The organism is Leisingera sp. JC11 (assembly GCF_040704725.1).
Classification (GTDB): domain Bacteria; phylum Pseudomonadota; class Alphaproteobacteria; order Rhodobacterales; family Rhodobacteraceae; genus Leisingera.
The window spans coordinates 87,017-114,014 of sequence record NZ_JBFCVS010000015.1; the positions used below are offsets into that span (position 1 = coordinate 87,017).

Sequence of the window (26,998 nt, forward strand, 5' to 3'; positions counted from 1 at the left end):
AATAAGATGACTTCACGCCGGACATTCCTCCTTTCCGGGCTTGCCGCTTTGGCAGGCACCTCGGCGCTGGCCAATGCGCCGGCCGTCTCGCTGCGGCCTGTGGCCCGCAAGGTCAGCTCGCTTGCGGCCGGTGCCGATGGCCTCAAGGCGCTGATTGAACGCGCCGGCCTCAGGGGGGAGGCGGTCTGCGCGGTGGCCGATGTGAAGACCGGCAAGCTGCTGGAAGCCTCCGGCGGCTCCCAGGCCTTGCCGCCCGCCAGCGTCGCCAAGGCGCTGACAGCGCTTTATGCGCTGGATGTGCTGGGCGCGGACCACCGGTTCGAGACCCGCATCCTGGCCACCGGCGGCGTGTCCGGCGGTGTGGTCAAGGGCGACCTGATCCTGGCCGGCGGCGGCGATCCGCTGCTGAACACCGACCATCTGGCGCTGCTTGCGAAAGCGCTGAAAAACGCCGGCGTGCGCGAGGTGCGCGGCAAGTTCCTGGTCTGGGACGGCGCGCTGCCCAGCGTTAAAACCATCGACCCGGACCAGCCCGACCATGTCGGCTATTCCCCTGCGGTGTCCGGTATTTCGCTGAACTTCAACCGGGTGCATTTCGAATGGAAGCGCGCGGCGGGCGGCGGCTGGGCGATCACCATGGACGCCCGCACCGAGAAATACCGCCCCGAGGTTGCCACCGCCCGGATGGCGATCCAGTCCCGCGCGGTGCCGGTTTACACCTATGCGGAGAAGGGCGGGGTGGATCACTGGACCGTCGCCTCCAAGGCGCTGGGCAAGGGCGGCGCCCGCTGGCTGCCGGTGCGCAACCCGGCGGCCTATGCGGGCGATGTGTTCCGCACCCTGGCACGCGCTCACGGCATTAAACTCTCCAAGCCCAAGGAGACCCGCGCGCTGCCCTCTGCCACGCTGCTGGCCCAGCACCACAGCCCGCCGCTGGATGTGCTGCTGAAGGCGATGCTGAAATACTCCAACAACCTGATGGCCGAGATGATCGGCATGTCCGCCACCGCCGCCCGCGCGGGCCGCCCGGCCTCGCTCAAGGCGTCAGCCGCGGAGATGAGCCGCTGGGCCGCGGGCAAATACGGGATGTCCGGCAGCCGGCTGGTGGATCACTCCGGCCTCGGCGGCGACTCGCGGATGACACCGGCGGATCTGACCGGCGCGCTGGTGGCGGCCTATAAGGCGGGCCAGCTGAAACCGCTGCTGAAACCCTTCCAGATGCGCGACGCCAAGGGACGCACCGTCAAGGGCCACCCGATCAAGGTCGCCGCCAAGACCGGCACGCTGAACTTCGTCTCCGGCCTTGGCGGGTTCATGACCGCGGCGGACGGCACCGTGCTGGCCTTTGCCATCTTCACCGCGGATGAGAAGACCCGCGGCCGCCTGACCCGGGCGCAGCGCGAACGGCCCCAGGGCGCCCGCAGCTGGAACCGCCGCGCCAAGCAGCTGCAGCAGCAGCTGATCGAACGCTGGGGCGCGGTTTACGGCAGTTAGGGCCTGACTGGTCTGGGGAAATTTCCGCTTTCTGGACGTTTCCGCAGGGCCGGTTTGCAGGCACAGCGGCATCGGGCAGGGGCCGCCGGCCCGCAGTGCAAAGGACCAGACAATGACCGACCGCATCAACGAACACGGCCAGCCCATCGGTGCTGCGCTGCCGGGCTGGCAGGGCGCGCGCCTGCCCGGCCACGAGGGCATGGCGGGCCGCTATTGCCAGGTGGAGCCGCTGGACGCCGCCCGCCACACCGCGGAACTGTTTGCCGCCTTCAGCCAGGACCCCAGCGGCGCGATCTGGACTTATATCCCCTGGGGGCCGTTTGGCACGGAAGCCGAGCTGCGCAGCTGGATCCAGGGCGCCAGCGGTGTCGATGCGCAGCCCTATTTCGCCATCGTCAACGGCGCTAGCGGCCGGGCCGAAGGTGTGGCCAGCTATATGCGGATCAAGCCCGAACATGGCGTGATCGAGGTCGGCGGCATCACCTATGCGCCCGCCCTGCAGCGCACACCCGCTGCGACGGAGGCGATGTTCCTGATGATGGCGCGGGTGTTCAACGACCTGGGCTACCGCCGTTATGAGTGGAAATGCGACGCCCTGAACGCGCCCTCCTGCCGCGCGGCGGAGCGGCTGGGTTTCACCTATGAGGGCCTGTTCCGCCAGGCCGTCGTCTACAAGGGCCGCAACCGCGACACCGCCTGGTATGCGGTGCTGGACAGCGAATGGCCGCGGCTGGAGGCGGCCTATGCCGAATGGCTCGACCCCGGCAATTTCGACGCGCAGGGACAGCAAAAACAGAGCCTAAAAAGGCTGATTGCAGCCCACAGGGGTTAATCCGCCTCTGCCACCGTCTGTCCGGATTGCGGATCAAACAGCCCGCCGCCCAGATGCGCGTGGCCCCAGCCCATGACCTGCAGCAGCAGCGGCTCCAGGCTGCGGCCCTCCTCAGTCAGCGCATAGCGGTAGCGCACCGGCCGGTCCTGATAGGCCTCCCGCGCCACCAGCCCCAGCGCCATCAGCCGCTTCAGCCGCTCCGACAGGAGGTTGGCGGCAATATGCTCCTCGCTCGCCTGCAGCTCCTGGAACGTATGCTTGCCGTGCCACATCAGGTCGCGCACCACCAGAAGCGTCCACTTGTCCCCCAGCACATCCAGCGTGCGGGCAATCGAGCAGCGCGAGCGGAAATTGGTTTGCGGCTGGGGCATGGCGCGGCTCCTGCGGGTTCTGGCACTCCCCCAGATTAAGCGGCTTTCAAAATGAAAGCCACTGGCGCATAGTGACTTTAATTTTGAAAGTGAGTCGCGCAGCAAGGGAGAGCCGCCACATGAACGCCATCGGAAACACGCCGCTTGTGCAGCTGAAGCACCTGACCGCACCGGACATGGCCGAGGTCTGGGTGAAATGGGAAGGCGCCAATCCGACCGGCAGCATGAAGGACCGGATGGCGCTGTCGATGATCGAAGGCGCCGAGCGGCGCGGCGATCTGAAGCCCGGCGGCAAGGTGGTGGAATACACCGGCGGCAGCACCGGCAGCTCGCTGGCGATGGTCTGCGCCACCCGCGGCTACCGGGCGCATTTCGTCTCTTCCAACGCGTTCTCGGAGGAGAAGCTGCAGACCATGCGCGCCTATGGCGCCGAGGTGGAGATCATCCATGCCGAGGGCGGCATCCTGACCGCCAGCGTGATCGACCGCACCATTGCGCGGGCCAAGGAACTGGCGGCGGAGCCGGGCGTGTTCTGGACCGATCAGGTCAACAACATGGACAACAAGCGCGGCTATCACGGCATGGCGCGGGAGATCCTGGCGCAGCTGGACGGTGTGGTGGATGAATTCGTGATGGCGACCGGCGGCGGCGGCTGCATTTCCGGCAATGCCGAGGTGCTGAAGGAGGCGAACCCCGCAACCCGCATCATCGCCATTGAGCCCTACCACGTGCGCAACCTGTCGGGCGGCGACACCAGCGGCACCCACCAGCTGGAGGGGATCGGTCTGTCCTTCCTGCCGAAAATCCTGCGCCGCGACCTGATTGACGCGGTGGTGCCGGTCCGGGACGAGGACGCCTTTGCCGGTGCCCGCATGCTGGCGCAGCAGGAGGGCTTGCTGGGCGGCATCACCTCCGGCGCCAACATCTGGGCGGCGCTGCAGCGGGCGCGCGAACTGGGGCCGGGCAAGCGGGTGGTTACCGTGGTGATCGACACCGGCCTGCGCTACCTGAATTCCGCGCTGTACCGGTGACGTTGCCGGGGGCGCTCCGCATTCCGGCAGTCTCCTGACATGCAACGGCCGGCGCGGAGTGCGCGCCGGCCGGGTCCCCGGAAAGCACTGCTCAGGTGCCGGAAGTTTCCAGCGCGCCGGCCTCGCGGCGCATCATTTCCCCAGCCAGGCCGCTGAGGATCTCCATGCTGAAGCCGCCCAGCTGCCGGTGCCGTTCCTGGACCGCAGCCCAGACGTCCTCGCGGCGGATGTTGTCCAGCAGTTCATGGCCGCTCCAGGTCAGGCCGCGCACATGCCAGTTGCCGTTGGACAGCCGGCTGAACCGCGCCAGCCCGGCGCTTTCCAGCAGGCTCAGGTGATAGGCCAGCTTGCGGGCCTCGGCATCGGGCAGGCAGTCCTCCGCGGGCAGCATCATCGCTTCGGCAGCGGACCGCGGCAGGGCGCAGAACGCCTCCCTGCCGCCCTCGATCTCGAGCAGCAGCCTGCGGATTTCACTGATGTCTCTTTGCCACGTGACCATGACCCGTTTCCCGATAGGCGTCGAACTAGCGCCAAATGGGAATGGGTCAAATCTGTTGCAAGCTTGCGTTGTGCAACCCTGCCATGCAATGCGGGCAAGGGCAGCTGCCTGAAGCGGCCGCCGTCAGACCATGTGCCGGGCCCGCGCGCCGCGCTCGATCGCGGCGGCATGCAGCCGGTCGATGTTCAGCTCGTAACGGACCTCCGCCAGGAATTCGAGCTCGGTCTCGCCCAGCACCCCGTCGGCCGCCGCCACGTCGCAGGACAGCGCGTAAGCCGTTTCGAACAGCCGCTCCGGCAGGTCGCCGCGGATCAGCCCGAACAGCGCCTCCAGCCCGTCCTCCTGCTCGAACAGGTCGAACACGGTGCGGGAAATGCGGGCCACCCGGTCGATGTCGTAGTCGGCAAACACCGGCAGCATGTTGACCGCCGACTGGATCTTGACCAGCTCAGCGGTGCGGATGTTCTCGTCCGAGGCCGACACCGCCACCATCAGCGCCACCAGGCAGTCCTGCGGGGACATCGGGTGCGGGGTTTGCTCACTCATCGAGGCATCCTTTTCATGCTGCATGCTGCTGCAATCAGGATAGGTACAGGGCGGGGCAGGTTCAACTGCTGCCCGCGCCAAAGCCGCAAAAATCCGCCTCGTATTCAAGCTTGTGCGGAAAACCGGTACTGGATCTGCTCAAAGCTCGGTTCGGCAAACCCATAGGCGAAGCGCAACCCGTCCCGGCCCGCCACGGTGCCGTGCTCGGCGCCGCCGGGCACATAGATGGCCACGCCGGGGCGAATCTCATGCGGGATGCCGTCGATGGTCACCACCCCGGACCCCTCCAGCCCGAAATAGAACTCTGCCGGGTCATGGCGGTGCGGCAGCAGGCGGCCGCCGGGGCCGAACTCGGCAATCCCCAGCACCATGTCGCGCGGGGCGTCCTCGCTGCCGTTGATCAGCGTGCGCCAGCGCACCTCGCCATAGGCCGGATCGGTGCCGCCCGCCAGCGGCACCTGCGCGGCATCCACCGCCAGCGGCGCATGCGGCAGGTTGGAGGGCTGATGCAGCTGTTCCGCATCGCCCAGATCGGCAGCCAGGGTGGTCAGTTCTGCAGTCATCGCGGGTCTCCTCATCCTGCCGCCCAGTTAGAGGCCTTCCCGGGTTTCGCTCAATAGGGTAAAGCTGCACAGTAATATACGCTGAGGTTATGATAGATGGAGCGCCTTCCCAGCTTTTCCGGACTCACCGCCTTTTATGCCGCGGCGCGCCACGGCACCCTGACCGCCGCCGCGCAGGAACTGAATGTCTCGCAGCCCGCGGTGTCGCGCCGGATCGCGGCATTGGAGGCGGACCTGGGCTGCGCCCTGTTCGACCGCAGCCGCAAGCCCGTGCGGATGACCCCGCAGGGCAAGGATCTTCTGCAGGCCCTGCACAGCGGCTTCGGGCAGATAGAGGCCTCGGTGGCCCGTTTGCGGCAGAGCGCGCAGGGGCGGGTGGTGACGGTTTCGGCCCCCGCCGGATTTGTCGCCTTCTGGCTGATCCCGCGGCTGGGCGCGCTGGAGGACGCCTTTCCCGGGGTGACCATCCGTATCCTAAGCCAGGAGTATGGAGAGGCGGTCCGGCCCGGCGATCTGCTGATCCGCTTCGGGCTGCCGGAAACAGGCGCCGGGCAGGAGCAGCGGCTGCTGGGGGATGAGGTCTTTCCGGTGGCCAGCCCGTTGTATCTGACGCGCCTGGGGATGGCCGCGGACCGCCATGATTTTGCGCGTATGACGCTGCTGACGATGGAGGCCGCCCGCAGCCAGTGGCATGACTGGCCCAGCTGGTTTCAGGAGGCGGGCCTGGCAATGCCGTCCGGCGCCCGCGCGCTCGACTTCAACTCCTATGCGATGCTGGTCAACGCTGCGCTGGCCGGGCAGGGGGTGTGCCTGGCCTGGGGCGGGGTGCTCGACAGCTTTCTGGGCACCGGCGCGCTGGTGCGGCTGGAGGGGCCAAGCGCCAGCTCCGCGCGCGGCTACTTTGCCTCTGCCCGCGATGGCCTGGCGGCCGGGCGCGACGTGCGGGACATCCTGGCCTGGATCACCGAAAAGGCGGCCTAGCATACGCCGCCCGGGCCAGTGATCATTGACTCATGCTGCACAGGCACAATAGAGGGAAGGGCCGGGTGCATGGGGCATCCGGGATGATCACGCGGCACCCCGATCGCTGACAAAACTGCCGCCGATGGAGAACACAAATGTCTGATGTGCGCGAAGAAGCTCTGAAGAGCAAAGCCTGGCCGTTTGAAGAAGCCCGCCGGGTTCTCAAACGTTATGCCAAGGGCGCGCCGGAGAAGGGCTATGTGCTGTTCGAAACCGGCTATGGCCCCTCCGGCCTGCCGCATATCGGCACCTTCGGCGAGGTCGCCCGCACCACCATGATCAAGAAGGCGTTCGAGACCATCTCGGACATCCCCGCCAAGCTGATCTGCTTCTCCGATGACCTGGACGGGATGCGCAAGGTGCCGGGCAACGTCCCCAACCAGGAGGCGCTGGCAGAGCATCTGCAGAAGCCGCTGACCTCGGTGCCGGACCCGTTCGGCACGCATGAGAGCTTCGGCCACCACAACAACGCCATGCTGCGCCGGTTCCTCGACACCTTCGGGTTCGAGTATGAGTTCTATTCGGCAACCGAATTCTACGGCTCCGGCCAGTTCGACGAGGTGCTGAAGCGCGCCGTCGACAAGTACGACGACATCATGGAGATCATGCTGAAGTCTCTGCGCGAAGAGCGCCGCCAGACCTATTCGATCTTCCTGCCGATCCATCCGGAAACCGGCCGCGTGCTTTATGTGCCGATGAAGAAGGTCTGCGCCGAGACCTATACCATCACCTTTGACGACGAGGACGGCAAGGAATGGACCCTGCCGGTCACCGGCGGCAACGTGAAGCTGCAGTGGAAGCCGGATTTCGGCGCCCGCTGGGCCGCGCTCGAGGTCGATTTCGAGATGTACGGCAAGGACCACTCCACCAACACGCCGATCTATGACGGCATCTGCCGGGTGCTGGGCCAGCGCGCGCCGGAGCATTTCACCTATGAACTGTTCCTGGATGCCAATGGCCAGAAGATCTCCAAATCCTCCGGCAACGGCATCTCGATCGACGAATGGCTGACCTATGCCTCGACCGAGAGCCTGGCGTACTTCATGTACCAGAAGCCGAAGACCGCCAAGCGGATGCATTTCGACGTGATCCCCAAGGCGGTGGATGAGTACCACCAGCAGCTGCGCGCCTACCACGGGCAGGACCTGAAGGCGCAGCTCAACAACCCGGTCTGGCACATCCACGGCGGCGATGTTCCGCAGTCGGACATGGTGGTGCCGTTCTCGATGCTGCTGAACCTGGCCTCCGCCTCCAGCGCCGAGGACAAGGAAACCATGTGGGGCTTCATCAACAAATACGCCCCCAACGCCACCCCCGACACCCATCCGGGCATGGATCAGGCGGCGGGCTTTGCGGTGGCCTATTTCAATGACTTCGTGAAACCCGCGAAGGAATTCCGCCTGCCCACCGATCAGGAGCGCGCGGCGCTGCAGGATCTGGCGGACGCGCTGAAATCGGCAGACGCAGCCCTGGCCGCGATTGCCAAGAAGAACGAGATTGCCGGCAACGACGACCCGCTGCCCGAGGCCGACTTCGCGGATGAGGAATTCCTGCAATCCGTGGTTTTTGCCATCGGCAAGATCCACGGGTTCGAGCCGCTGCGCGCCTGGTTCTCGGCGATCTACGAGGTGCTGCTGGGCGCCTCCCAGGGCCCGCGTTTCGGCGGTTTCATCGCGCTGTACGGCGTCGAGGACACCATCGCGCTGATCGACAAGGCGTTGGCGGGCGAGCTGGCGTAAGCCGGCACAGTCTTTAGCCAAGACAGGGCGCGGGTTTCCGCGCCCTTATTCGTTTTCAGCAATGCTGCGCACAGCGGCCTGCGGCCTTGCCCCGCGCAAAAAAATTACCAGATCGCAAAAAAAGTTTTGACGCAACGTCACTCTGTTCTAACTTATGAGAACGGACCGGGAGGGACAGATGCGCAGTGTTCTGTTTGCGGGGGTTAGTGTTTTTCTTCTGACCTTCCCGGCATTAGCTCAGAAAGAGCCGGTCACCGCCGTGATCGGCTCTCAGTTTGAGGCCTTCCTGAACAACGATACCGAGACCGCGTTCTCCTACGCCTCGCCGAATATCCGGCGGATTTTCGGCACGCCTGAGCGGTTTGCCGGGATGGTGCGCCAGGGCTACCCGATGGTCTGGCGTCCGGCCGAGGTGCGCTATCTGGACCTGCGCGAGGTCGCGGGCAGCCTGTGGCAGCGGGTGATGATCACCGACCAAACAGGCGCCGTGCACCTGTTGGATTACCAAATGGTTAATCTGGAAAACGGTTGGAAAATCAACGCGGTACACCTGCTGAAAGGGCAGGCTGACAGCGTCTGAACCCAGGACAGCGTACGCACCGCTGGGCGGAATTTAACGCCGCTCCTGTACTTCCTTTTCCCCGAACGCGAAATGCGCAGCATGAAAGGAAGCTTCCATGAACAAGGCAATCACCGAAGGTCTGCAGCTGATGCCCCCCGCCTTTGCGGACGGCCTCGATGTCTGGTCCAGCGGCGACGGCACCCCGGGCTCAGACACCTATGACGGCGCCGCCAATGCGGTCTTTGTGGCGGCGGACGCGGATTTCGGCGGCTGCCTGGAGATGCAGAAGACCGAGAACACCCAGAAGCTGCGCTTCATGGGCCAGACGCCGCTGCAACCGGGCTGCTATCTGCAGATCAGGATTCGCATCAAGGCCGTCAGCGGCGCGCTGCCCTCGGTCCGCATTGCCGGCTGGGCGGCGGCAGCGGGCGGCAGCCACATCAGCGGGGTCACCGAATTTGCGCCGCAGGTGGCGCTCACCGCCTATGGCGATGTGGTGGAAGTGGCCGGCATCGTCGGCAGCGGCAGCCGCGGCGGCGTGGACATGCCCTGGGGCCGCGATGCGGCCTACGGCCATTTCGGCCTCGACCTCACCGGCGCCAACGGCGGCGTGGTGCGGATTGACGATATCGAGATCACCGATATCACCAGCGCCTTCCTGCGCGATATGCTGAGCGTGGTGGACGTGACCGACTACGGCGCCATCGGCAACGGCAGCTTTGACTGCGCCGCGGCGTTTGAGGCCGCAGATGCCGCCGCGGACGGCCGCCGCATCCTGGTGCCTGCGGGCGAATACTACCTTGGCAGCACCGTCTCGCTGAACCACGAAGCGGTGTTCGAAGGAACGGTAGAGATGCCGGACAGCGCCATGCTGCTGTTGACCAAGACCTACAACTTCCCCGCCTATGCCGCCGCCTTCGGCAATGAGGAGCTGGGCTTCAAGAAGGCATTTCAGGCGCTGATCAACAACTCCGACCATGAATCGCTCGACCTGATGGGCCGCAAGATCACCGTCACCGGACCCATCGACATGGCCGCGGCGGTGCCGAACAAGTCCTCCTACGCCACCCGCCGGATCATCCGCAACGGCCAGCTGGAGGCCGCCGACAGCGCCGCCTGGGACACCGATGCCGTGACCTCGCAGGCGACCTACAGCGCGTCGGATTCCAAGAAGCTGACCAATGTCGCCAATATCGCCAACATCGCCGTCGGTTCCCTAGTCGAGGGCGCGGGCGTGGGCCGCGAGGTCTATGTCAGATCCAAGAACACCGGTGCCGGAGAGCTCACCCTCAGCGCCGCGCTTTACGATGCCGAGGGCACCCAGACTTTCACCTTCCGCGACTTCAAGTACCTGGTGGATTTCAGCGGCTTCAGTTCGCTCAGCAAATTCGGGCTGCAGGATATCGAGTTCCAGTGCAACGGCCGCTGCAGCGCTGTGCGGCTGTCGCCGTCCGGATCGGTCAATACTTTCGACAGCTGCTTCATTTCCCGCCCTCTGGACCGCGGCATCACCTCCATCGGCACCGGTTGCCAGGGCATCCTGGTCGACAACTGCCAATTCCTGTCGGACGAGGACCCGCTGGACGTGCCGGACCGGGTCAGCATCGGGCTCAACGTCAACAACAACGACGCCAAGCTGCGCAGCAACCGTGCCACCCGCTTCCGCCACTTCGCGATCCTGGGCGGCAGCAACAACACGGTGACCGGCAACCACTTCTTCCAGGGCGACAGCGTCCCGAACGGGGTGCGCACCGCGGGGCTGGTGCTGACCTCCAACAACTGCACCTCCACCGTGTCCGACAACTATGTCGACAACTGCTTCATCGAATGGACCAACGAACGCGACGCGTCCCCGGACTACACCAGTGGCTTTTCCTTCAGCGCGCTGTCGATCAATGCCAATGTGTTCCTGTCCGGCGATGTCGCGCCCTGGTTCAGCTATATCGTGGTGAAACCCTACGGCAGCGGCCACTACCTGAACGGCGTCTCGGTGACCGGCAACAAGTTCCGCTCCACCAATGGCAGCATCGACCGGGCAGAGCGGGTCGATACCAGCTTTGCCGGCCTGGATTTCAGCCGCTCCAAGAACGTGGTGGTCACCGGCAACATGTACCACAACGTCACTGCCCAATCGGCCAACCCGCTGCGGGTGCTGCATGATCAGTCTTCGGCGTCGTCCTCCTGGACCGTGGATTCAGACGGGGAGCTGCCGTTCCAGGGCTACGCCCGCTTTGCCGACAGCGTGGTGGCGCTGGGGCCGCTGCAGACCAGCGGCAACAGCACCCGCTACATCACGCCCTATGCCGAGGTGCTGCAGGGCACGAACCAGGACGAGATCCGCCTGCACTGGCAGGAGGCAGTCAAGGGCGAGGTGCAGGTGCTGATGCGGATGGACAGCTGATGTCAGCCGCCGGGCAGCAGATCAGCGGCGGCAAGGCGGAAGGCCTTGCCGAAGCCGCCGTTCAGATGCGCCGCCGTGACGGCGAAGCGGACAAAGCTGAAATCGGCAAACTGCAGGTACAGCCTGGCCTTGGGCTGATGCCGCAGATAGGCCCCGGCCAGGACCTCATGCGCGGGGTCCTGGCGCGGCACAAACTGCGCCTCCGCCATCAGGCTCAGCCTCGGATGGGTCAGCGCATCGCCCTTGGCGCCCGGCTCCCCCACCATCAGCGAGCAGGCCGGGTGCCGCCGCAGCGCCCCGGTGTGCTGCGCCAGGTCCGAGACCAGGCTGACCGGGCATCCGTCGGGGGCCAGCCCGAAGGCCACCCGCGTCACCAGCGGCTGGCCGCCCTCCAGCAGCACCCCAAGCGCGGCAAAGCGCGCGCTCTCCATCAGGCCGCGGGCCAGCTCACGGGCTTCATCATCGGTGGGGCGGATCACATCGGCCATGGCGCGCTTTCTGTCCGGGGCGTTATTACTGGGGCAGGGGTTCAGAACTTCTGCCACAGCCCCAGTTTCAGGCCAAGGCTGCTGTCGCCCGCGTTGCGGTGCTCCAGCCCCAGGATCAGCTCGTGCCCGGATGGCAGCGGATAGCGCAGCGCAGGCGTCAGCGTATAGGAAAAACGCCCGCCCTCCGGCTTTGCGGTCTCGATCTGCAGCATCGGCGCGGCTTTGCCGGGCCGGTTCAGCCCCAGGGTGGCGTCCAGTTTCCAGATCGCAGTCAGTCCGCTGTTGCGCAGCTCATAGGCCGCATCAATCGCCAGCCAGCCGCTGGCCCTGGCCGTTTCGAACCCGCGGCCGTAAGACAGGGTGGCCTTCTGCATTATCATCCACAACCCGCGGTCGTGATTGCCGCCAAAAGCCGCCTCCGCCGCCAGCCTGTAGCGCGCGCCTTCGCGCAGCGGCAGCCGGGCAAAGACCAGCGCATGGCCGGACTGACCGCCGGTCTGGTTCAGGTCCACCCCCAGCGTCAGTTTCGGCGTGATCCCATAGGCGCCGTAATAGCTCAGCTCATGCTGCGCGCCGCTGGCGGTCTGCCGGAAAGTGGCGCTGGCCGCGGCAAAGCCCTGGCCCGGCACCTCCAGCCAAGCGCCGCCATCCGCCGGCGGGGCCAGCAGCACGGCAAGACAGGCGGCATAGGCAGTTCTCATCCCTTGGCCTCATCGCGGGTGCATCAAGGGTTCGGCTTTATGGTTAAGGTTGTGTTAACCATCTTCCGCGCCGCCGGGGGGCGTTCCGTAAAAAATGTCGTGCGCTTTCCGCGTGAACGGGCGTAGGCTGGGGTCACGTCAACGGAGGAGCCAATGCCGAAAATAGCAAAAACCGCGGACATCCAGACCGTTATCACCACATTCGAGATGACGCCGGGGACATGCCAGGACCTGCTGGAGGCGCTTGAGGACGCCTATTCGGAGTTCATTTCCAAGCAGCCGGGCTTCATCTCGGCCGGCCTGCATGTGAACGACGCCCAGACCCGGATCGCCAATTATTCGCAATGGCGCCGCCGCGAGGATTTCATGGCGATGCTGCGCAGCCCGGAGATGCGCGAGCGCAACCGCAAGATCAACGAGCTGTGCCGCAGCTTCGAGCCGGTGATGTATGACGTCGCCGAGGTGTTCGGGGCCTGAGGCCCCGCTGGCTAGGGGCAGAACCTCAAATGAACCGGCGCAGGGTCATCAGCCCGGAGCGGATGACGGCCTTGGCCGAGTCCGCCGCCGCGGCGATGCGCGCGCAGTGCGCCTTCATCGGCTTCGGGGAGCGCAGCAGGAGCGTCACCGCCCGGGCGCAGGCGCGCGGGAGGACCACTGCCGCCAGGCTCCGCCCTTCCGGCTTGACCGCCCTGACCCTCCGGCCAGCGCCGGCAAGGCTGCAAGGAGGGGGTCGGCAATCCTCCGGCCGCCTGTCAAAGAAGATGCCAGCGTGCCGCCGGGCGGGTCCTTGTCTGGAACCCTGCGGGACCTGCGGCGTTCCGGACAAGGCGTTGCCGCCGCGGTCCGGATTGCACGCCGCGGATGATCCGGATCAAGCAACAGAGCGGAAAAATGGTGTAGACTGCCAGCGAAGGGAGAATTGCGATGTATCACAATATTCTGGTGCCGATCTCATTTGATCCGGAACGCGACGTGACCGGGCCGCTCAAGGTGGCGCGGCTGCTGTCGGCGCCGGGGGCCAAGGTGACGCTGCTGCATGTGATCGAACAGGTGCCGGCCTATGCGATTTCCTACATCCCGGCGGATTTCATGGAGGACACCCGCAATGCGCTGCAGGCAGAGCTGGACGGGCTGGCCAAGACCCTGCCCGATGCTGAAGGGGTGCTGGTGGAGGGCCACTCCGGCCGCACCATCCTGGACTGGGCAGAGCAGAACCAGCCCGACCTGATCATCCTCGCCTCGCACCGCCCGGCGATGCAGGACCTGATCTGGGGGTCGACCTCAGGCCACGTGGTGCGCCACGCAGCCTGCGCCGTGCATGTGGTGCGCTGAGGGGCGGGCCGCGGCCTAGGCCGGAACCGCCGTTTTCAGCAGGCTCCAGGCCAGCCGGATCATGCCCCCGGGCAGCAGGGCGGAGCGCAAGAGCACCTTGTTGGAATTCACCGCCTCGGCGATGCGGGCGTAATGCACCTGCTTGTTTGCGGGCGAGCGCAGCAGGATGGTTTCCGCCTGTTTCATCGCCGATTCCGCCTGCCGCTTGATCTGCGGCACCGCTGCCGGTTTCACCGCACGGTAAAGGTTCAGCCCCTTGCGCTTGGGGGGCTGGGCCGGGTCCAGGTTCTGCTTGACGGACCGCGTCAGGGTTTCCTCGACCAGCACCAGCGCCTTGTAGGCCTCGGCATAGGCCTGATTGCCGTTCAGCTTCTGGGCTGCCAGCTTGTAGGTGTGACGGTAGCAGTCGAATTTGTAGACCTGGGGCAGGGTGCCGCAGCGCTCAAAGCCGCTGGTCAGGGTTTTCACAACTGCCTGAGTGGCCTTGGAGCTGAGGCCGCTGCGCTGGCCGCCGCCGCTGTCCATTCCGTCCCGGCTGCCGCCGCCGCCGCCGTCCGCCAAGGCCGGCACGCAGGAGAGGATCAGGGCCAGAAGCCCGGCGAGGATGGTCTTGCTGCTCATGTAAGCCTCCGTGATTTGCAGGCAGCTTACCATGGGTCAGCTGTCTGGAAACGGGCGGAAACCCGCAAATTGCGCGTTTTTGCACTGGCTTTGCCTTGCAGAGCGCGGGGGCGGTTCCCACGTCAACTGCAGAAGTTGTGCAAGGAGAAGCGAATGCAGTGCCCGATTGACGGAACCGAACTTGTCATGTCCGACCGCGCCGGCGTCGAGATCGACTATTGCCCGCGCTGCCGCGGGGTGTGGCTGGACCGGGGGGAATTGGACAAGATCATCGAACGGTCGGCACAGCCGGTGCAGCCGGCGCCGCAGCCGCAGCGCTATGACGACCGCGGCCGCGATCATGAGCCGCGACACGAGAAGAAATACTACAAGAAGAAAAAGAAGAATTTCCTGGAAGATCTGTTCGACTTCTGACAGCCGGTGGCGCCGCCCCGGCAGCATTGGGGCGGCTGGCCGCAGGCATCAGTGCATGGTGCAGAAGGAGCCGTGTTTGGCGTCCTTCATCAGGGTGTCGAAATCGGAGCCCTTCATCTCCACCAGCGTCTTGTGATCGCCGGCCTCGAACCAGACCTTGTCGAGCCCGGTGAGGCTGTCGTCGATTATCGTGGGCACCATATAGGCCGCGCCGACGCAGGGCGCCGCGCCCGGGTCGCAATCGTCAAAGACCTGGTCCAGCTCAATCTCCGGCGCCAGCCCGAGACGGCGGTCGACCATCGACTGCAGCTTGTGCAGATCGACCTTCTGGTCGGACGGGATCACCGCCAGGAAGGGGCCTTCCTCCATGTGAATCAGCACCGATTTGGCCAGGTGGCCGCCCGGCACATGCGCGGCTTCGGCGCATTCGGATGCGGTGGCGGTATAGGGGTGACGGACGGTGGCGAAGGGCAAGCCCTGTGCCTCCAGATGATGTTTCAGGCGTGAGGCAATCATCGAAGGTCCTCCTGTCTGGGGCGCGGGCCCCGGCGGCGCGTGGCTCAGGTCCTGGGCGCCGCGGGAGCATCCTGGCTCACTGATCTGGCGGCGGCATCAGATCTGGGCGCAGCAAGCGGCAAGCCGGGGCGCGCGCAGGTTTCTGGTGCCCTCCAGTCTGCGCCCGAAGGGGTGAGTCGGGCAAGAGGCAGGCCGCGGGGCTGCGGCAAGCGGCTGAAATCCTTTTGGAACCGCGGGCGCAGTCTGGCCGTTATCCCTGCGACGCACCGCTGTGGTGCAGGGTAATCGAGAGGGAATGAACCATGAAGACCGGATCTGCCGTTGCCATCGGGGTGGCCGCCGTTATCGCCGTTGCCGCCGCGTTCTACATGATCGACGTCGACCAGACCGAAGAGGCCCGCCTGCCGGACGTGGAAGTGAACGTCGAGGGCGGGCAGCTGCCCGAGTTCGATGCCGAGGTCGGGTCGGTCGAACTGACCGGGGAAACCGCCACCGTGAAGGTACCGGAGGTGGACGTGGAGATGAAGGACGCCGAGATCACCGTGCCCGGCATCGAAGTGACCCCGCCGGAAGATGCTGGCACCGAGACTGCCGCAGACAACTGATTTTGGCTGTCTGGTGAAGAGTGGCCCCCCTCCGGAATTTCCGGAGGGTTTTTTTGGCTTGGGGCTGGGGAGCAGTGGCTAGGCACAGGTGTAAATGAAACGGGGTTTCGCTGCGAAACCTTGTTTGTTTATAAATTGTTAATGGGTTTGCGGTGACCTTGCACGGCTTTGCCGTGCATCGCGCCCGACCCGCCCCCGTCGCACCAAAGGTGCGCCAACTATGCGTGGCACGCCTTCGGCTTGGTGGCGGACGCGAACCCCCACCCTCGGGATCGGGCGCTGGGGTGCTATTCGAAGTTGGCGACACCGCATTGGGAGGCTAGCGAACGGAACATGCTCCAGTGCTCCGGTCGCTTCGCCACAAAAATCAATGTGTGTCGTTTACTTTGCGTGGTCTCACTGCCGTCGCATCTAATCTGTCTCTTTCCAGACGTAAGCTTGGCGCCTTCCAGAAGGTCATCGGAAGCTTCGGTGTAGTCTTGAAATGCTTCCTCTATCGGTTTGGGTAAATGATTGGCGAGCGCTTCCAGCCGATTTGGTTTGGGCACACGATAGTGAAAGCGGATGTGCGGCCGCGTTTCTTGCACCAAACTTTGGATTGCAGACACTTCACGCAGGTCTATCACCTGCTCAGACATGCGCAGAGTGCCGCCATCTTCACAGGAACCTGCGGGCGACCTGCGAAAATGCATAGTGCAGTCGTCAATGGAAAGGGAAAGCCTGCTGCCGGCACCAAAAGGATCCACTTTCTCCCAGGCGGTTTCGACTTTACGGAGGTCTTCGTGGGTAAGGTTTTCCGAAAAGGCCAAGCTAGGGATCGTGGCTAAGAGGAAAATGAGAAGTTTTTTCATGCGGTTATGAAGAAAGCCATTGGCTGAATAGTGGTCAAAGTAAACATGGTCTTGTCTGAAACAAGACCAATGGGAATGGGGTTTGTGTCTGCAAAAAAGGCCTTTGTCATACTTCGATATCTCACGAAAACTTCTTCTGCGATTTCCCCCTATAGGCCCGCGTCCCGGCCTTGCCGGCCGTTGACCGGCCCCGCGATTTGACCGCCGCCTCGGACGCTGCCTCCACCGCCGACTGCCGGGCCAGCGGGTCGTCGGAGATGGCGAGGTCCACCGCCTCCAGCCGTTTGATCTCGTCGCGCAGGCGGGCGGCTTCTTCGAACTCCAGGTTCTCCGCTGCCTTGCGCATCTCGTCACGCAGGCCCGACAGATGCGCCTCCAGGTTGGCGCCGTGCATCGGCTTGCCGATCTGGGCGGTGACGCGGTTCATGTCCACGTCGCCCTCGTAAAGGCCGGCCAGCACGTCCTCGACGTTTTTCTTGACCGTTTCGGGCGTGATGCCGTGTTCGAGGTTGTAGGCGATCTGTTTTTCGCGGCGGCGGTTGGTCTCGCCGATGGCGCGCTCCATCGAGCCGGTGATCTTGTCGGCATACATGATGACGCGGCCGTCGGCGTTGCGGGCGGCGCGGCCGATGGTCTGGATCAGCGAGGTCTCGGAGCGCAGGAAGCCCTCCTTGTCGGCGTCCAGAATGGCGACGAGGCCGCATTCGGGGATGTCGAGCCCCTCGCGCAGGAGGTTGATGCCGATCAGCACGTCGAAGGCGCCGAGGCGCAGGTCGCGCAGGATCTCGATCCGCTCCAGCGTGTCGATGTCGGAGTGCATGTAGCGGACCTTTATGCCCTGTTCGTGCAGGTATTCCGTCAGGTCCTCGGCCATGCGTTTGGTCAGCGTGGTGACCAGGGTGCGGAAGCCGTTGGCGGTGACTTTGCGGATCTCGTCGAGGAGGTCGTCCACCTGCATGCCGACGGGTCGGATTTCGACCTCCGGGTCCAAGAGGCCGGTGGGGCGGATCACCTGTTCGGTGAAGACGCCGCCGGACTGGTCCAGCTCCCAGCCCGCGGGGGTGGCGGAAACAAAGACCGACTGCGGGCGCATGGCGTCCCATTCCTCGAACTTCAGCGGGCGGTTGTCCATGCAGGACGGCAGGCGGAAGCCGTGTTCGGCCAGGGTGAACTTGCGCCGGTGGTCGCCGCGGTACATGCCGCCGATCTGCGGGACGGAGACGTGGCTTTCGTCGGCAAAGACGATGGCGTTGTCGGGAATGAATTCGAACAGGGTCGGGGGCGGCTCGCCCGGGGCGCGGCCCGTCAGGTAGCGGGAGTAGTTTTCGATGCCGTTGCAGTGGCCCGTCGCTTCCAGCATTTCGAGGTCGAAGTTGGTGCGCTGCTCCAGGCGCTGCGCCTCCAGCAGCTTGCCGTCGTTCACCAGCTGGTCGAGGCGCTGTTTCAGCTCCGCCTTGATGGAGACCACGGCCTGGTTGAGGGTGGGCTTGGGCGTCACGTAGTGGGAGTTCGCATAGACGCGGATCTGGTCGAAAGTGCCGGTCTTTTCGCCGGTGAGCGGGTCGAATTCGGTGATCGCCTCCAGCTCCTCGCCGAAGAAGGAAAGTTTCCAGGCGCGGTCTTCCAGGTGGGCGGGGAAGATTTCCAGCGTGTCGCCGCGGACCCGGAAGGAGCCGCGCAGGAAGGCCTGGTCGTTGCGCTTGTACTGCTGGGCGACCAGATCGGCCATGATCTGGCGCTGGTCGTACATCTCGCCCGCTTTCAGGTCCTGGGTCATCGCCGAGTAGGTTTCGACCGAGCCGATGCCGTAGATGCAGGACACAGACGCGATGATGATCACGTCGTCGCGTTCCAGCAATGCGCGGGTGGCGGAGTGGCGCATCCGGTCGATCTGCTCGTTGATCTGGCTTTCCTTCTCGATGTACGTGTCCGAGCGCGGCACATAGGCCTCCGGCTGGTAGTAGTCGTAGAAGGAGACGAAGTATTCGACCGAGTTCTCCGGGAAGAAGCCCTTGAATTCGCCGTAGAGCTGGGCCGCCAATGTCTTGTTGGGGGCAAGGATGATCGCCGGGCGCTGGGTCTCCTCGATCACCTTGGCCATGGTGAAGGTCTTGCCGGTGCCGGTGGCGCCCAGCAGCACCTGGTTGCGCTCGCCCTCCAGCACGCCCTGCGACAGTTCCTGGATCGCGGTGGGCTGGTCGCCCGCGGGATCGAAGGTGGTGTTCATGACGAACCGCTTGCCGCCCTCCAGCTTGGGCCGCTGCTGCGGCGCGCGCTGGGTCATCATCGGCATGGTTTTGTCGGAATGGGCATAGGGCATCAGGCGACTCCGTTGGCGGCTGGGGCCGATTTTGGTCTGTTTTTGTTCCGGTGCAAGGGGGGCTGGCGGCCAATCCGGGATATGGTGTCAGATTTTGTCAGCAGGGGCGGGGCGCAGCAGCTTCCCCAGCAGCTCTGCCAGCCGCCGCGCCTCGCCCGGGCTGAAATGCGGGGTGACGGCCTGCTGCATGGCGTCCGAGTAAACCGCCCACATCTGCGCGCGGGTCTCGGCGCCTGCGGCGGTGAGCAGCAGGATCTGGCCGCGGCCGTCGCCGCTGCACTCCTGCCGGGTGAGGTATCCGGCCTTGGCCAGCCGGTCCGCCAGCCGGGAGACGCCGTATTGCGGCAGCAGCAGCTTCTCCTGCAGCTCAAAGGGGCGCAGGCCCGTATCGCCGGCGCATTCCAGCTCCCACAGCAGGTCGTACCAGTCGAGCCCGGGCAGGCCCGCCTGCTTCAGCGCAGTCTCCACCGAGGTGAGGATGGATTTGTGGGCGCGGGCGAGCGGCAGCCAGATGTCGAAAGGGTCGGGTGTCTGCATGCGGGATATTTAGATGCAGGTGCATTGACATGCAAGACGGGGCTCTTATCTGATGTGAATGCAACTGCATCTAAATGAGGATCCCATGAGCGACCTGCATCTGATCAGCCACCACCTGTGCCCCTATGTGCAGCGGGCAGTGATTGTGCTGAGCGAGAAATCCATTCCGCACCGCCGCACCTATATCGACCTTGCGGACAAGCCTGACTGGTTCCGGGTGCTGTCGCCGACGGGCCGGGTGCCGGTGCTGGAGACCGGCGGGCGGGTGCTGTTCGAAAGCCAGGTTATCGCGGAATACCTGGATGAGACCACGCCTGGCAGCCTGCATCCCGCCGATCCGCTGGAGCGGGCGCGGCACCGGGCCTGGATCGAATACGGCTCGGACACGCTGGCGGCCATCGGCAAACTGTACAATGCGCCGGATGAGGCGGCGTTTGCCGAGGCGGCCGCAGCCCTGCGCGGGCGGCTGGAGCGGATCGCGCCGGAGGTGGCGGGGCGGTTCTTTGCCGGAGAGAACTTTCACATGGTGGACGGGGTCTGGGGCACCATCTTCCGCTACTTCGATACGTTTGATGCGATCGGGGATTTTGCCCTGATGCCTGCGCAGGGGCGCCTGGCGGACTGGCGGGCGGCGGTTGCGGCCCGCCCGTCGGTGCGGCAGGCGCCGCCGGAGGGGTATTCGGCGCGGCTGATGGCGTTTCTGGCGGCGCGGCCATCGCATCTGGGGAGGCTGGCGCAGGCGGCCTGTGGCGGTGCTGCAAAACCCGGATAACCCTGCTCAAAATGCCACCTTGCCGCAGAACCGCATCCGGCGCATAAAAGCGCTGGATTGAGACTCAAGGAGAGACAGCCCATGCAAGCGCGGATTTACCGGCCGGCACGCAACGCCATGACATCCGGCATGGCCAAGACGCGGAAATGGGTGCTGGAGTTTGCGCCTGCCTCGGCCCGGGAAGTGGACCCGCTGATGGGCTGGACCTCCTCCACCGACACCCAGGCGCAGGTCAAGCTGCGGTTCGACAGCAAGGAAGCGGCGGTGGAATATGCCGAGGACCACGGCATCGACGCGGTGGTCGTCGAGCCGAAGGAGCGCAAGGCCAACATCCGCCCCGGCGGCTATGGCGACAACTTCGCCACCAACCGCCGCAGTCCCTGGACCCACTGATTTTTGCCGCTATCGCCTGGGCTGCTGACTTGCCGGCCCGGCGGGGAAACAGAAAAGGCGCCCGATGGGCGCCTTTTCTGTTTCCTGGGGCTGCGGCATTGCGCGCCGGGCGGCCTGGGCTGCCGCGGCGGCTGGGCTACATGGCCTGCGACACCTGCCGGGCAAGCTCTGCCAGCGCCCGGGCCAGCGCATCGGCGGCGGCGGCGGCGCCTTCGCCTGCGACCGGCGTGGTGATATCGAAGCGCTGCACAAACTCCCGCACCGTGCCCTCGGGCGAGGAGACCGCGAACTGGCCGGAGAGCTCAAACAGCCCGTCGGCGCGGGCATAGGCCTGATCCACCCGCACATCCAGCCGCGCGTCCGGGCCGGTGTTCAGCGGCCAGGGCTCTATCGCCGCGGCGGCGCCGGTGCGTTCGCTGAGGCCGCGGGCCAGGGCGGCGGTCATGCCGCGGGCCGGGTCATCCGCCCATTGCGCGCCGCCAAGCGCAAACAGCGCGCCGCCCTCGCCCTCGGCAACGATGTCGGCGGCGGCCGCGTAGGAGGGCAGCGAGACCAGCCGCACCTCGATCGAGCGGGAGCGCAGGCTGGTCCCCTTCTCGCCAGGGGCAGAAGAAATCAGATAGCGGGGATCGTTGCCCCCGGCGCAGGCCGCCAGCAGGGCAAGGGGGAGCAGCAATTTCAGGGCTTTAATCATTTTATCTTCCAAACAGCAGGGAATTCGGGTCGCGTTCGATCTTGCGGGCCAGCTGGGAGACCGCGCGGGCGGCGGTCCTGATCTCGCGCAGCGCGTCCAGGGTTTCGGAGTTGAAGCTGGAGCGGGCGCCGTAGGAGGCGATCAGCGCCTCGGATTGCGCCACCAGCCGTTCCAGCCGGGCAGACAGCGCCGGCAGGCCCTCGGCGGCGGCGGCCACGGCATCGGCGGCGCCGCGGGCCGAGGCCATGGTGGCATTGGCGTTTTCGACCAGCCCGCCCTGGCGCATTTCCTCCAGCGTGGCGCGCATTTCCTCCAGCGCGCCGGTCAGCGCCGGGGGCAGCTCGCGGGCGCCCTCGGTGCCGATCAGCGCATCGGCGCTGTTCATCAGCTGGCTGGCGGAGCGGATCAGCTCTTCGGCTTCCAGGGAATTGGCCTTGGCCGCCAGGGCGCGGAAATCGGCGACCAGCGCGGGCAGGTCCTCGGATGCGGCGGCAAGGCTGGCGGCGGCCTGGCTGCCCTGGTCCAGCGCCGCGGCCAGCTTGGCTGCCGCTTTGCTTTGCTGGAGCTCCGTCAGCATGGCCCGCAGGTCGGTGACGGCCGCGTGCAATTCGCCGGGCAGCGCGCGGGTGCCCGGATCGGTCACCAGGGCGCGGGCGTCTTCCAGCAGGGCAACCGCTGCCGCCGGGGTCTGGACGGTGCTGTCGGCGGAGGCCAGGTTTTCGATGCTTTCCAGCGTCGCGATGACCTGCGCCATCAGCTCTTCGACCGGCAGCGCGTTGATGCGTTCCAGCATGCCTTCGGCGGTGGCGGTGAAATCCGGCAGGTCCGAGGGCGCGCTGGGCAGCTGCGGGAACGGCTCGGCATTGCGGGCAAACTGCGCGGGGGCCGCGTCTTCCAGCGTCACCAGCTCGACGATCAGCTCGGAGCTGAACAGGCTGGCGGAGGCAAGCCGGGCGCGCAGGCCGCCCTCAACCGCCTGTTCCAGGAAATCAAGGGCCTCGGCCTCGCCGGAACCTGGCGGCAGGCCCATCAGCGCAGGCTCAAGCAGCAGTTTGGCGATCAGCCGCACTTCGGCCTCGTTGTTGCCGCCTTGGATGGCGGCGTTGAGGCTGCTGACCTCGCCCACCTTGACGCCGCGCAGCTGGACCGCGGCGCCGCTGGCCAGGCCCGCCACCGACTCGTCGAAGGCGACCGAGACGGCAACCCCGCCGGACAGGGTGCGGGCAAAGGCGGTGCGGCGGGCGGCGGCCTCGTCGGCGTGGATGTCGAAGACGGTGCCCGGCCCGACCGGCTGGCCGCCGTCGAACACGGAGCCGAATTCGATGCCGCCGGCCACCAGCGAGGCGATGCTGTCCACGTCCAGAGACAGGCCGCTGGGCCCGATCGAGACCGAGAAGCCGGAGCTGTCCCAGAACCGGGTGGCGGAGTTGATGCGGCGGTCGTGCGGGGCTTCGATGAAGGCATCGACGACGATGCTGTCGCCGCTGACGGTCAGGCGCGGCTGTTCCAGGCGGCCGACCTCGATGCCGCGGAACAGCACCGGCGCGCCTTCGGAGATCATCCGGCCGTCGTCGGTGCGCAGGGTGATGCGGCGGCCGCCGCGGCCCGGCTGAGCCAGCGGCGCCCGGTCGGCGCCCTCGAACGCGGTCTGCGGGAGGCCGGGGTCCTGGTCCCAGCTGCCCTCGATGTAGACGCCGGACAGAACGGTGCTGAGGCCGGAGATGCCGCGCGCCGACACTTCCGGGCGGATCACCCAGAAGGCGGCGTCCGAATCCAGATAGGGGGCGATGTCCTTGTCGATGCGGGCTTGGACGGAGACCTTGCTGAGGTCGCTGGAAAAGCCGACCTTCTCGACCCGGCCGATCACCACGTCGCGGTAGCGCACGGTGGTTTCATTGGCGGCAATGCCGGAGGCGTTTTCGAAGCTGATGCTGATCAGCACGCCGCGGTCGGAATAGGCTTTCCACGCCACCCCCAGCGACACCAGCAGCGCCGCCAGCGGCACCAGCCAGACCAGCGACAGGTTGCGCCAGGGTGAGGGGCGCTGGCTGGAGATGTTCATGCGGGCAGGGTCAGGGGTGCTCATCCAAATTCTCGCTATCTGCGGTCCAGATCAGCCGCGGATCAAAACTCTGGGCTGCCAGCATGGTGAAGGCAACCGACATTGCAAAACTGACCGCCGCCAGGCCGGGGGCGACGGCGGCGGCAAAATCCAGCTGCACCAGGGCGGTCAGGATTGCCACCACAAAGACATCAATCATCGACCAGCGCCCGATGAATTCAACCACTTCATAAAGCATCAGCCGGCCGTGGCTGCCAAGGGCCGCGGGCCTGCGGACCGAAACCGCCAGGTAGCCGATGGCGAGGAACTTGGCGACCGGGATCATGATGGAGGCCAGAAACACGATCAGCGCGACGCCATAGGAGCCGTGGCTGAACAGTTCGGCAATGCCGCCGATGAGGGTGTTCTCGGACGTGCGGCCGAAGGTGGTGGTGCGCAGCATCGGGTAGAGGTTGGCGGGCACATAGGCGATCATCCCGGCCGCCAGCCAGGCCCAGACCCGCTGCAGGCTGCCCGGGGCGGCGGCTTGCAGCGGGCTGCCGCAGCAGGCGCAGATCCGGGTGCCGCCGGGATTGGCGGTGCCGCAGGCGCGGCAGCCGGCCAGCCCGGCTGCGGCGGCGGTCAGGAAGCGCTGCGGGTTCTGAGGGTTTTCCATACGGTCAGCCTGCAAATCGCGTTGTCGGTCAGAATGGTCACCACCAGAAGGGCGGCAAAGGCCCAGAAGGCCGGGCCGAGCCCGACCTTGGCCAGGCCGGAGACTTTGACCAGGGCCACCGCCACGCCGATGATGAAGATCTCGGCCATCGCCCAGGGTTTCAGCCGCTCTGCCCAGCGGTAGGCGGCGGCGGCCCGCGGCGCCGGGTGCCAGCCCAGGGCCATCGGGGCCAGGGTGTAGACCAGCGCGCCGTAGCGCGCGGCGGGCAGCAGCACGATCAGCAGGCCGGTGGCCAGCGACAGCGGCGCCATCGGCCCTTGCGAAAAGGCCAGCACCGCATCCAGAACCGACGCCTGATGCGACAGCCCCTGGGCCTTCAGCTCAAGAAACGGAAAGACGGCCGCGGCGGCCAGCAGGATCAGCGCGGTCAGCGACAGCATCGCGATCCGGGTCATGGCGCCGGATTTGGGTGCCGCCAGCACCGTGCCGCAGCGGGCGCAGCGGGCGACCGAATGCGCCGGCACGTCCTGGTCGCGGTGCAGCACATCGCAGGTGGGGCAGGCAATCAGCTGTTCAGAGTCCATTGCACTCGTCTCCCGTTCCCGCAGGCCAGCCGCTGCGCGCCTGCGGCAGCAGCTGGTGCTATCGCTGCTCACTTGAGGCCGTGCAGGGCCGGAATTCAATCGGTTTTTTTACAGGACAGCAGGGCGAGCGCCCCGGCGTTGGGCAGAATGGCACAGGACGTGCCGGCAGCCGGGGGCGGTGCCCGTGGGCTGGCAGGGCGGCGGGCATCCGCTGGTATTTGCGGCAAATGCAGAGTGCTGGCGGCACCGCCCGGATTGCGGATTTCGCCATTCCTTAAGCTTTTGACGGAATTCTGGCCGCAGCACTGTATCTCGGCCCGGAGATTTTGATGTACCGAATTCTGGATTGCATAACGCAGCAGCACAATTACGGGCTTATGGCTGTCGCCGCCCTGGTCTGTGTTGCCGGGGTCGGCCTGAACGTGCGCCTGATCAACCGGCTGAACGGCGCAACGGGGCGGCAGCGGCTGGTGCAGCTGGGGCTGTCCGGCGTGATCACCGGGGCGACGGTCTGGGCGACGCATTTCATTGCGATGCTGGCTTATGAACCGGGATTTGACCATGGCTACGAACCGCTGCTGACCGGACTGTCGCTGCTGGTGGCGGTGCTGGGGGTGCTGGCTGCCAATGCCGTGCTGGCCTTTGGCGCCGGACGGCATCCGGCCCTGCTGGCCGGGGGCGCGTTCGGCTTGGCGGTGGCCGTGATGCACTACACCGGCATGCAGGCCTATCTGATCCCTGGGGAACTGCAGTGGCAGCCTGGCTACCAGGTGCTGTCGCTTGCGGTCGGGGTCGGGCTGGGCGCATGGGGGTATGCGTTTGCCGCCAGACAGGGACCGGGCAGGCGGAACCGGACGCTGGCCACGGTGCTGCTGACGGGTGCCATCTGCGGCATGCATCTCACGGGCATGAGCGCCATCGATGTCCAGCTCAGCCCGCCGTTGGATGTGCCCGAAGAGGTGATCTCGGGGACGGTGCTGGGGATGCTGGTTTCCGGGGTCATGGGGCTGATCCTGCTGGTTGGTTTCGCCTCTGCCATCATCGAGGCAAATGCCGAAAGCGAAGCGCGCCGGATGCTGGCGCACGCGGCGCTGCATGATCCGCTGACCGGGATGCCCAACCGGATGTGGCTGACGCAGTTCCTGGCTGATCTGGCAGAGCGCATGCGCAAGGATAAGACCGGGCGTGCGGCGGTGCTGACCATCGACCTGAACCTGTTCAAGGAGGTGAACGATCTGCATGGCCACGCGGCGGGCGACAAGGTGCTGCAGGCCGTGGCCCGGCGGCTGACCCGCCAGCAGGGGCCGGATGAGCACATCGCGCGCGTGGGCGGCGACGAGTTTGTTGCGGTCAAGCAGGGGTTCCGGCGGATCGAGCAGGTGCTGGCCTTTGCCGAACGCCTGCAGGCGTCGGTCACCGAGCCGATCGAGCTGGAGGGCATCTCGGTCCGGGTGGGGGCGGCCATCGGGGTGGCAGCCAGCCTGCAGGAGGGCCGCGACCCGCTGGAGCTGCTGCACAAGTCCGACCTGGCGATGTACCGGGCCAAGTCCGATCCGGCTGGCGCGATCTGCCAGTTCAGCGAAGAGATGAACCGTCAGAGCCGGGAGAAGCTGCAGCTGGTCCACGATCTGCGCCAGGCCTGCGCCGCGGGGCAGTTTGAGCTGGCCTATCAGCTGCAGAATGACATCACCACGCTGGAGCCGGTCGGCTTTGAGGTGCTGCTGCGCTGGAACCATCCCATCCGCGGCCGGGTGAGGCCGGGCGAGTTCATTCCGGTGGCCGAAGAGACCGGCCTGATCCGGGAGATCGGGCATTGGGTCCTGCGCGCGGCCTGCAAGGAGGCGTCCGGCTGGGAGCGGCCGCTCCAGGTGGCGGTCAATGTGGCGCCGCAGCAGCTGGTGCAGCCGTCCTTTGCCGAGGATGTGATGGACATTCTGCTGGAAACCGGCCTGCCGCCCGAGCGGCTGGAGCTGGAAATCACCGAATCCAGCATCATCGACGACCAGGCCCATAGCCTGAAAGTCATGCATCAGCTGAAGGACTACGGCGTCCGCATTGCGATGGATGACTTCGGCACCGGCTATTCCTCGCTGGCCACCCTGCAGACCTTCCCCTTTGACAAGATCAAGATCGACCAGAGCTTTGTGAGGGATGTGCACAGGAACGCGCAGAGCGCGGCAATTGTCCGTTCGACGCTGCTGCTGGGGTCGGCCCTGAACATTCCGGTGCTCGCCGAGGGAGTGGAAAAGCAGGATGAGCTGAACTTCCTGCAGGCGGAGAAATGCAGTGCCGTCCAGGGGTTCTATTTCGGAATGCCGATGAACCGGGAGGAAATGCGGCGGATTGCCTGCGGGCAGAGCGCGGCGGGCAGGAAACACTCGGCGTGATGCCG

30 protein-coding genes are annotated in these 26,998 nt (G+C 65.9%); 14 read left to right on the top strand and 16 right to left on the bottom strand.

Going from position 1 to position 26,998, the window contains the following annotated elements:
• Positions 1 to 6: 6 nt before the first annotated feature.
• On the top strand, positions 7 to 1,494 hold the full coding sequence (gene dacB, locus AB1A62_RS16375) for a D-alanyl-D-alanine carboxypeptidase/D-alanyl-D-alanine-endopeptidase (protein ID WP_366662532.1): 1,488 nt from the start codon (positions 7 to 9) through the stop codon (positions 1,492 to 1,494).
• Between the two features lie 112 nt (positions 1,495 to 1,606).
• Positions 1,607 to 2,326, top strand: a complete 720-nt coding sequence (locus AB1A62_RS16380) for a GNAT family protein (RefSeq protein ID WP_366662533.1) — start codon at positions 1,607 to 1,609, stop codon at positions 2,324 to 2,326.
• On the opposite strand, the gene AB1A62_RS16385 is transcribed toward AB1A62_RS16380, so the two are convergent.
• Positions 2,323 to 2,697 (bottom strand): helix-turn-helix domain-containing protein, encoded by a 375-nt coding sequence (locus AB1A62_RS16385; RefSeq protein WP_366662534.1) that lies wholly within the window; start codon positions 2,695 to 2,697, stop codon positions 2,323 to 2,325. The genes AB1A62_RS16380 and AB1A62_RS16385 overlap by 4 nt on opposite strands.
• A 119-nt stretch (positions 2,698 to 2,816) precedes the next feature.
• Between AB1A62_RS16385 and AB1A62_RS16390 the strand changes: the two genes are divergently transcribed.
• Entirely contained in the window at positions 2,817 to 3,728 is a 912-nt protein-coding gene (locus AB1A62_RS16390; protein WP_366662535.1) for a cysteine synthase family protein, read from the top strand.
• 91 nt (positions 3,729 to 3,819) lie between these two features.
• Here the strand turns inward: AB1A62_RS16390 and AB1A62_RS16395 are convergent, their stop codons facing one another.
• The 3 genes from AB1A62_RS16395 to AB1A62_RS16405 all read right to left on the bottom strand — a co-directional run bounded on the left by AB1A62_RS16395 (position 3,820) and on the right by AB1A62_RS16405 (position 5,336).
• On the bottom strand, positions 3,820 to 4,227 hold the full coding sequence (locus tag AB1A62_RS16395) for a DUF2513 domain-containing protein (protein WP_366662536.1): 408 nt from the start codon (positions 4,225 to 4,227) through the stop codon (positions 3,820 to 3,822).
• Between the two features lie 123 nt (positions 4,228 to 4,350).
• Positions 4,351 to 4,773, bottom strand: coding sequence for a tellurite resistance TerB family protein (locus AB1A62_RS16400; RefSeq protein ID WP_174147283.1), 423 nt, complete (start codon positions 4,771 to 4,773; stop codon positions 4,351 to 4,353).
• Between the two features lie 104 nt (positions 4,774 to 4,877).
• A complete protein-coding gene (locus AB1A62_RS16405; RefSeq protein WP_366662537.1) occupies positions 4,878 to 5,336 on the bottom strand; it encodes a cupin domain-containing protein in 459 nt (152 codons plus the stop codon).
• A gap of 96 nt (positions 5,337 to 5,432) precedes the next feature.
• On the opposite strand from AB1A62_RS16405, the gene AB1A62_RS16410 reads away from it, so the two are divergent.
• From AB1A62_RS16410 to AB1A62_RS16425, 4 genes are all read left to right on the top strand, one after another.
• Complete coding sequence (locus AB1A62_RS16410) at positions 5,433 to 6,317, top strand: LysR substrate-binding domain-containing protein (RefSeq protein WP_366662538.1); 885 nt, start codon at positions 5,433 to 5,435, stop codon at positions 6,315 to 6,317.
• Positions 6,318 to 6,454: 137 nt separating this feature from the next.
• Positions 6,455 to 8,098 (top strand): lysine--tRNA ligase, encoded by a 1,644-nt coding sequence (locus AB1A62_RS16415; protein WP_366662539.1) that lies wholly within the window; start codon positions 6,455 to 6,457, stop codon positions 8,096 to 8,098.
• A 178-nt stretch (positions 8,099 to 8,276) separates the two neighbouring features.
• Positions 8,277 to 8,678: a DUF4864 domain-containing protein gene (locus tag AB1A62_RS16420; RefSeq protein WP_366662540.1), complete on the top strand. Its 402-nt coding sequence runs from the start codon at positions 8,277 to 8,279 to the stop codon at positions 8,676 to 8,678.
• Positions 8,679 to 8,775: 97 nt separating this feature from the next.
• Positions 8,776 to 11,061, top strand: coding sequence for a right-handed parallel beta-helix repeat-containing protein (locus tag AB1A62_RS16425; RefSeq protein WP_366662541.1), 2,286 nt, complete (start codon positions 8,776 to 8,778; stop codon positions 11,059 to 11,061).
• Between the two features lie 2 nt (positions 11,062 to 11,063).
• Here the strand turns inward: AB1A62_RS16425 and AB1A62_RS16430 are convergent, their stop codons facing one another.
• Positions 11,064 to 11,549 (bottom strand): pyridoxamine 5'-phosphate oxidase family protein, encoded by a 486-nt coding sequence (locus tag AB1A62_RS16430; RefSeq protein WP_366662542.1) that lies wholly within the window; start codon positions 11,547 to 11,549, stop codon positions 11,064 to 11,066.
• Between the two features lie 41 nt (positions 11,550 to 11,590).
• Positions 11,591 to 12,250, bottom strand: a complete 660-nt coding sequence (locus AB1A62_RS16435) for a hypothetical protein (protein ID WP_366662543.1) — start codon at positions 12,248 to 12,250, stop codon at positions 11,591 to 11,593.
• Positions 12,251 to 12,403: 153 nt separating this feature from the next.
• On the opposite strand from AB1A62_RS16435, the gene AB1A62_RS16440 reads away from it, so the two are divergent.
• Complete coding sequence (locus AB1A62_RS16440) at positions 12,404 to 12,727, top strand: antibiotic biosynthesis monooxygenase family protein (protein ID WP_174147275.1); 324 nt, start codon at positions 12,404 to 12,406, stop codon at positions 12,725 to 12,727.
• Positions 12,728 to 12,752: 25 nt separating this feature from the next.
• On the opposite strand, the gene AB1A62_RS16445 is transcribed toward AB1A62_RS16440, so the two are convergent.
• A complete protein-coding gene (locus AB1A62_RS16445) occupies positions 12,753 to 12,905 on the bottom strand; it encodes a hypothetical protein (RefSeq protein WP_366662544.1) in 153 nt (50 codons plus the stop codon).
• A 269-nt stretch (positions 12,906 to 13,174) separates the two neighbouring features.
• Between AB1A62_RS16445 and AB1A62_RS16450 the strand changes: the two genes are divergently transcribed.
• On the top strand, positions 13,175 to 13,582 hold the full coding sequence (locus AB1A62_RS16450) for a universal stress protein (RefSeq protein ID WP_366662545.1): 408 nt from the start codon (positions 13,175 to 13,177) through the stop codon (positions 13,580 to 13,582).
• 15 nt (positions 13,583 to 13,597) lie between these two features.
• On the opposite strand, the gene AB1A62_RS16455 is transcribed toward AB1A62_RS16450, so the two are convergent.
• Complete coding sequence (locus AB1A62_RS16455) at positions 13,598 to 14,203, bottom strand: hypothetical protein (RefSeq protein WP_366662546.1); 606 nt, start codon at positions 14,201 to 14,203, stop codon at positions 13,598 to 13,600.
• Positions 14,204 to 14,356: 153 nt separating this feature from the next.
• Between AB1A62_RS16455 and AB1A62_RS16460 the strand changes: the two genes are divergently transcribed.
• Positions 14,357 to 14,617 carry a zf-TFIIB domain-containing protein gene (locus tag AB1A62_RS16460; protein WP_366662547.1) on the top strand — a complete coding sequence of 87 codons (261 nt, stop codon included), beginning with the start codon at positions 14,357 to 14,359 and terminating at the stop codon, positions 14,615 to 14,617.
• A gap of 48 nt (positions 14,618 to 14,665) precedes the next feature.
• Here the strand turns inward: AB1A62_RS16460 and AB1A62_RS16465 are convergent, their stop codons facing one another.
• On the bottom strand, positions 14,666 to 15,133 hold the full coding sequence (locus tag AB1A62_RS16465; RefSeq protein WP_366662548.1) for a YbaK/EbsC family protein: 468 nt from the start codon (positions 15,131 to 15,133) through the stop codon (positions 14,666 to 14,668).
• Between the two features lie 302 nt (positions 15,134 to 15,435).
• Between AB1A62_RS16465 and AB1A62_RS16470 the strand changes: the two genes are divergently transcribed.
• A complete protein-coding gene (locus AB1A62_RS16470; protein ID WP_366662549.1) occupies positions 15,436 to 15,738 on the top strand; it encodes a hypothetical protein in 303 nt (100 codons plus the stop codon).
• A 287-nt stretch (positions 15,739 to 16,025) separates the two neighbouring features.
• Here AB1A62_RS16470 and AB1A62_RS16475 read toward each other — a convergent pair whose 3' ends face one another.
• From AB1A62_RS16475 to AB1A62_RS16485, 3 genes are all read right to left on the bottom strand, one after another.
• Positions 16,026 to 16,589 carry a hypothetical protein gene (locus AB1A62_RS16475; RefSeq protein ID WP_366662550.1) on the bottom strand — a complete coding sequence of 188 codons (564 nt, stop codon included), beginning with the start codon at positions 16,587 to 16,589 and terminating at the stop codon, positions 16,026 to 16,028.
• 121 nt (positions 16,590 to 16,710) lie between these two features.
• The gene (gene uvrB / locus AB1A62_RS16480; RefSeq protein WP_366662551.1) at positions 16,711 to 18,909 is read right to left on the bottom strand and encodes an excinuclease ABC subunit UvrB; all 2,199 of its coding nucleotides are present in this window, start codon (positions 18,907 to 18,909) and stop codon (positions 16,711 to 16,713) included.
• Between the two features lie 87 nt (positions 18,910 to 18,996).
• Positions 18,997 to 19,446 (bottom strand): MarR family winged helix-turn-helix transcriptional regulator, encoded by a 450-nt coding sequence (locus AB1A62_RS16485; RefSeq protein ID WP_366662552.1) that lies wholly within the window; start codon positions 19,444 to 19,446, stop codon positions 18,997 to 18,999.
• 85 nt (positions 19,447 to 19,531) lie between these two features.
• Between AB1A62_RS16485 and AB1A62_RS16490 the strand changes: the two genes are divergently transcribed.
• Both AB1A62_RS16490 and AB1A62_RS16495 read left to right on the top strand, forming a co-directional pair.
• Positions 19,532 to 20,218, top strand: a complete 687-nt coding sequence (locus AB1A62_RS16490) for a glutathione S-transferase family protein (RefSeq protein ID WP_366662553.1) — start codon at positions 19,532 to 19,534, stop codon at positions 20,216 to 20,218.
• An 81-nt stretch (positions 20,219 to 20,299) separates the two neighbouring features.
• The gene (locus AB1A62_RS16495) at positions 20,300 to 20,611 is read left to right on the top strand and encodes an ETC complex I subunit (RefSeq protein ID WP_366662554.1); all 312 of its coding nucleotides are present in this window, start codon (positions 20,300 to 20,302) and stop codon (positions 20,609 to 20,611) included.
• 136 nt (positions 20,612 to 20,747) lie between these two features.
• On the opposite strand, the gene AB1A62_RS16500 is transcribed toward AB1A62_RS16495, so the two are convergent.
• The 4 genes from AB1A62_RS16500 to AB1A62_RS16515 are packed head-to-tail and all read right to left on the bottom strand — an operon-like array spanning position 20,748 to position 24,606.
• Positions 20,748 to 21,305, bottom strand: coding sequence for a PqiC family protein (locus tag AB1A62_RS16500; RefSeq protein ID WP_366662555.1), 558 nt, complete (start codon positions 21,303 to 21,305; stop codon positions 20,748 to 20,750).
• Position 21,306: 1 nt separating this feature from the next.
• Positions 21,307 to 23,391, bottom strand: a complete 2,085-nt coding sequence (locus tag AB1A62_RS16505; RefSeq protein WP_366662556.1) for an MlaD family protein — start codon at positions 23,389 to 23,391, stop codon at positions 21,307 to 21,309.
• A complete protein-coding gene (locus AB1A62_RS16510) occupies positions 23,378 to 24,022 on the bottom strand; it encodes a paraquat-inducible protein A (protein WP_366662557.1) in 645 nt (214 codons plus the stop codon). Before AB1A62_RS16510 ends, AB1A62_RS16505 begins: the two co-directional genes overlap by 14 nt.
• Positions 23,989 to 24,606 carry a paraquat-inducible protein A gene (locus AB1A62_RS16515; protein ID WP_366662558.1) on the bottom strand — a complete coding sequence of 206 codons (618 nt, stop codon included), beginning with the start codon at positions 24,604 to 24,606 and terminating at the stop codon, positions 23,989 to 23,991. The genes AB1A62_RS16510 and AB1A62_RS16515 overlap by 34 nt, the downstream gene beginning before the upstream one ends.
• 329 nt (positions 24,607 to 24,935) lie before the next feature.
• Between AB1A62_RS16515 and AB1A62_RS16520 the strand changes: the two genes are divergently transcribed.
• Positions 24,936 to 26,993 carry an EAL domain-containing protein gene (locus tag AB1A62_RS16520; protein ID WP_366662559.1) on the top strand — a complete coding sequence of 686 codons (2,058 nt, stop codon included), beginning with the start codon at positions 24,936 to 24,938 and terminating at the stop codon, positions 26,991 to 26,993.
• Positions 26,994 to 26,998: the final 5 nt, after the last annotated feature.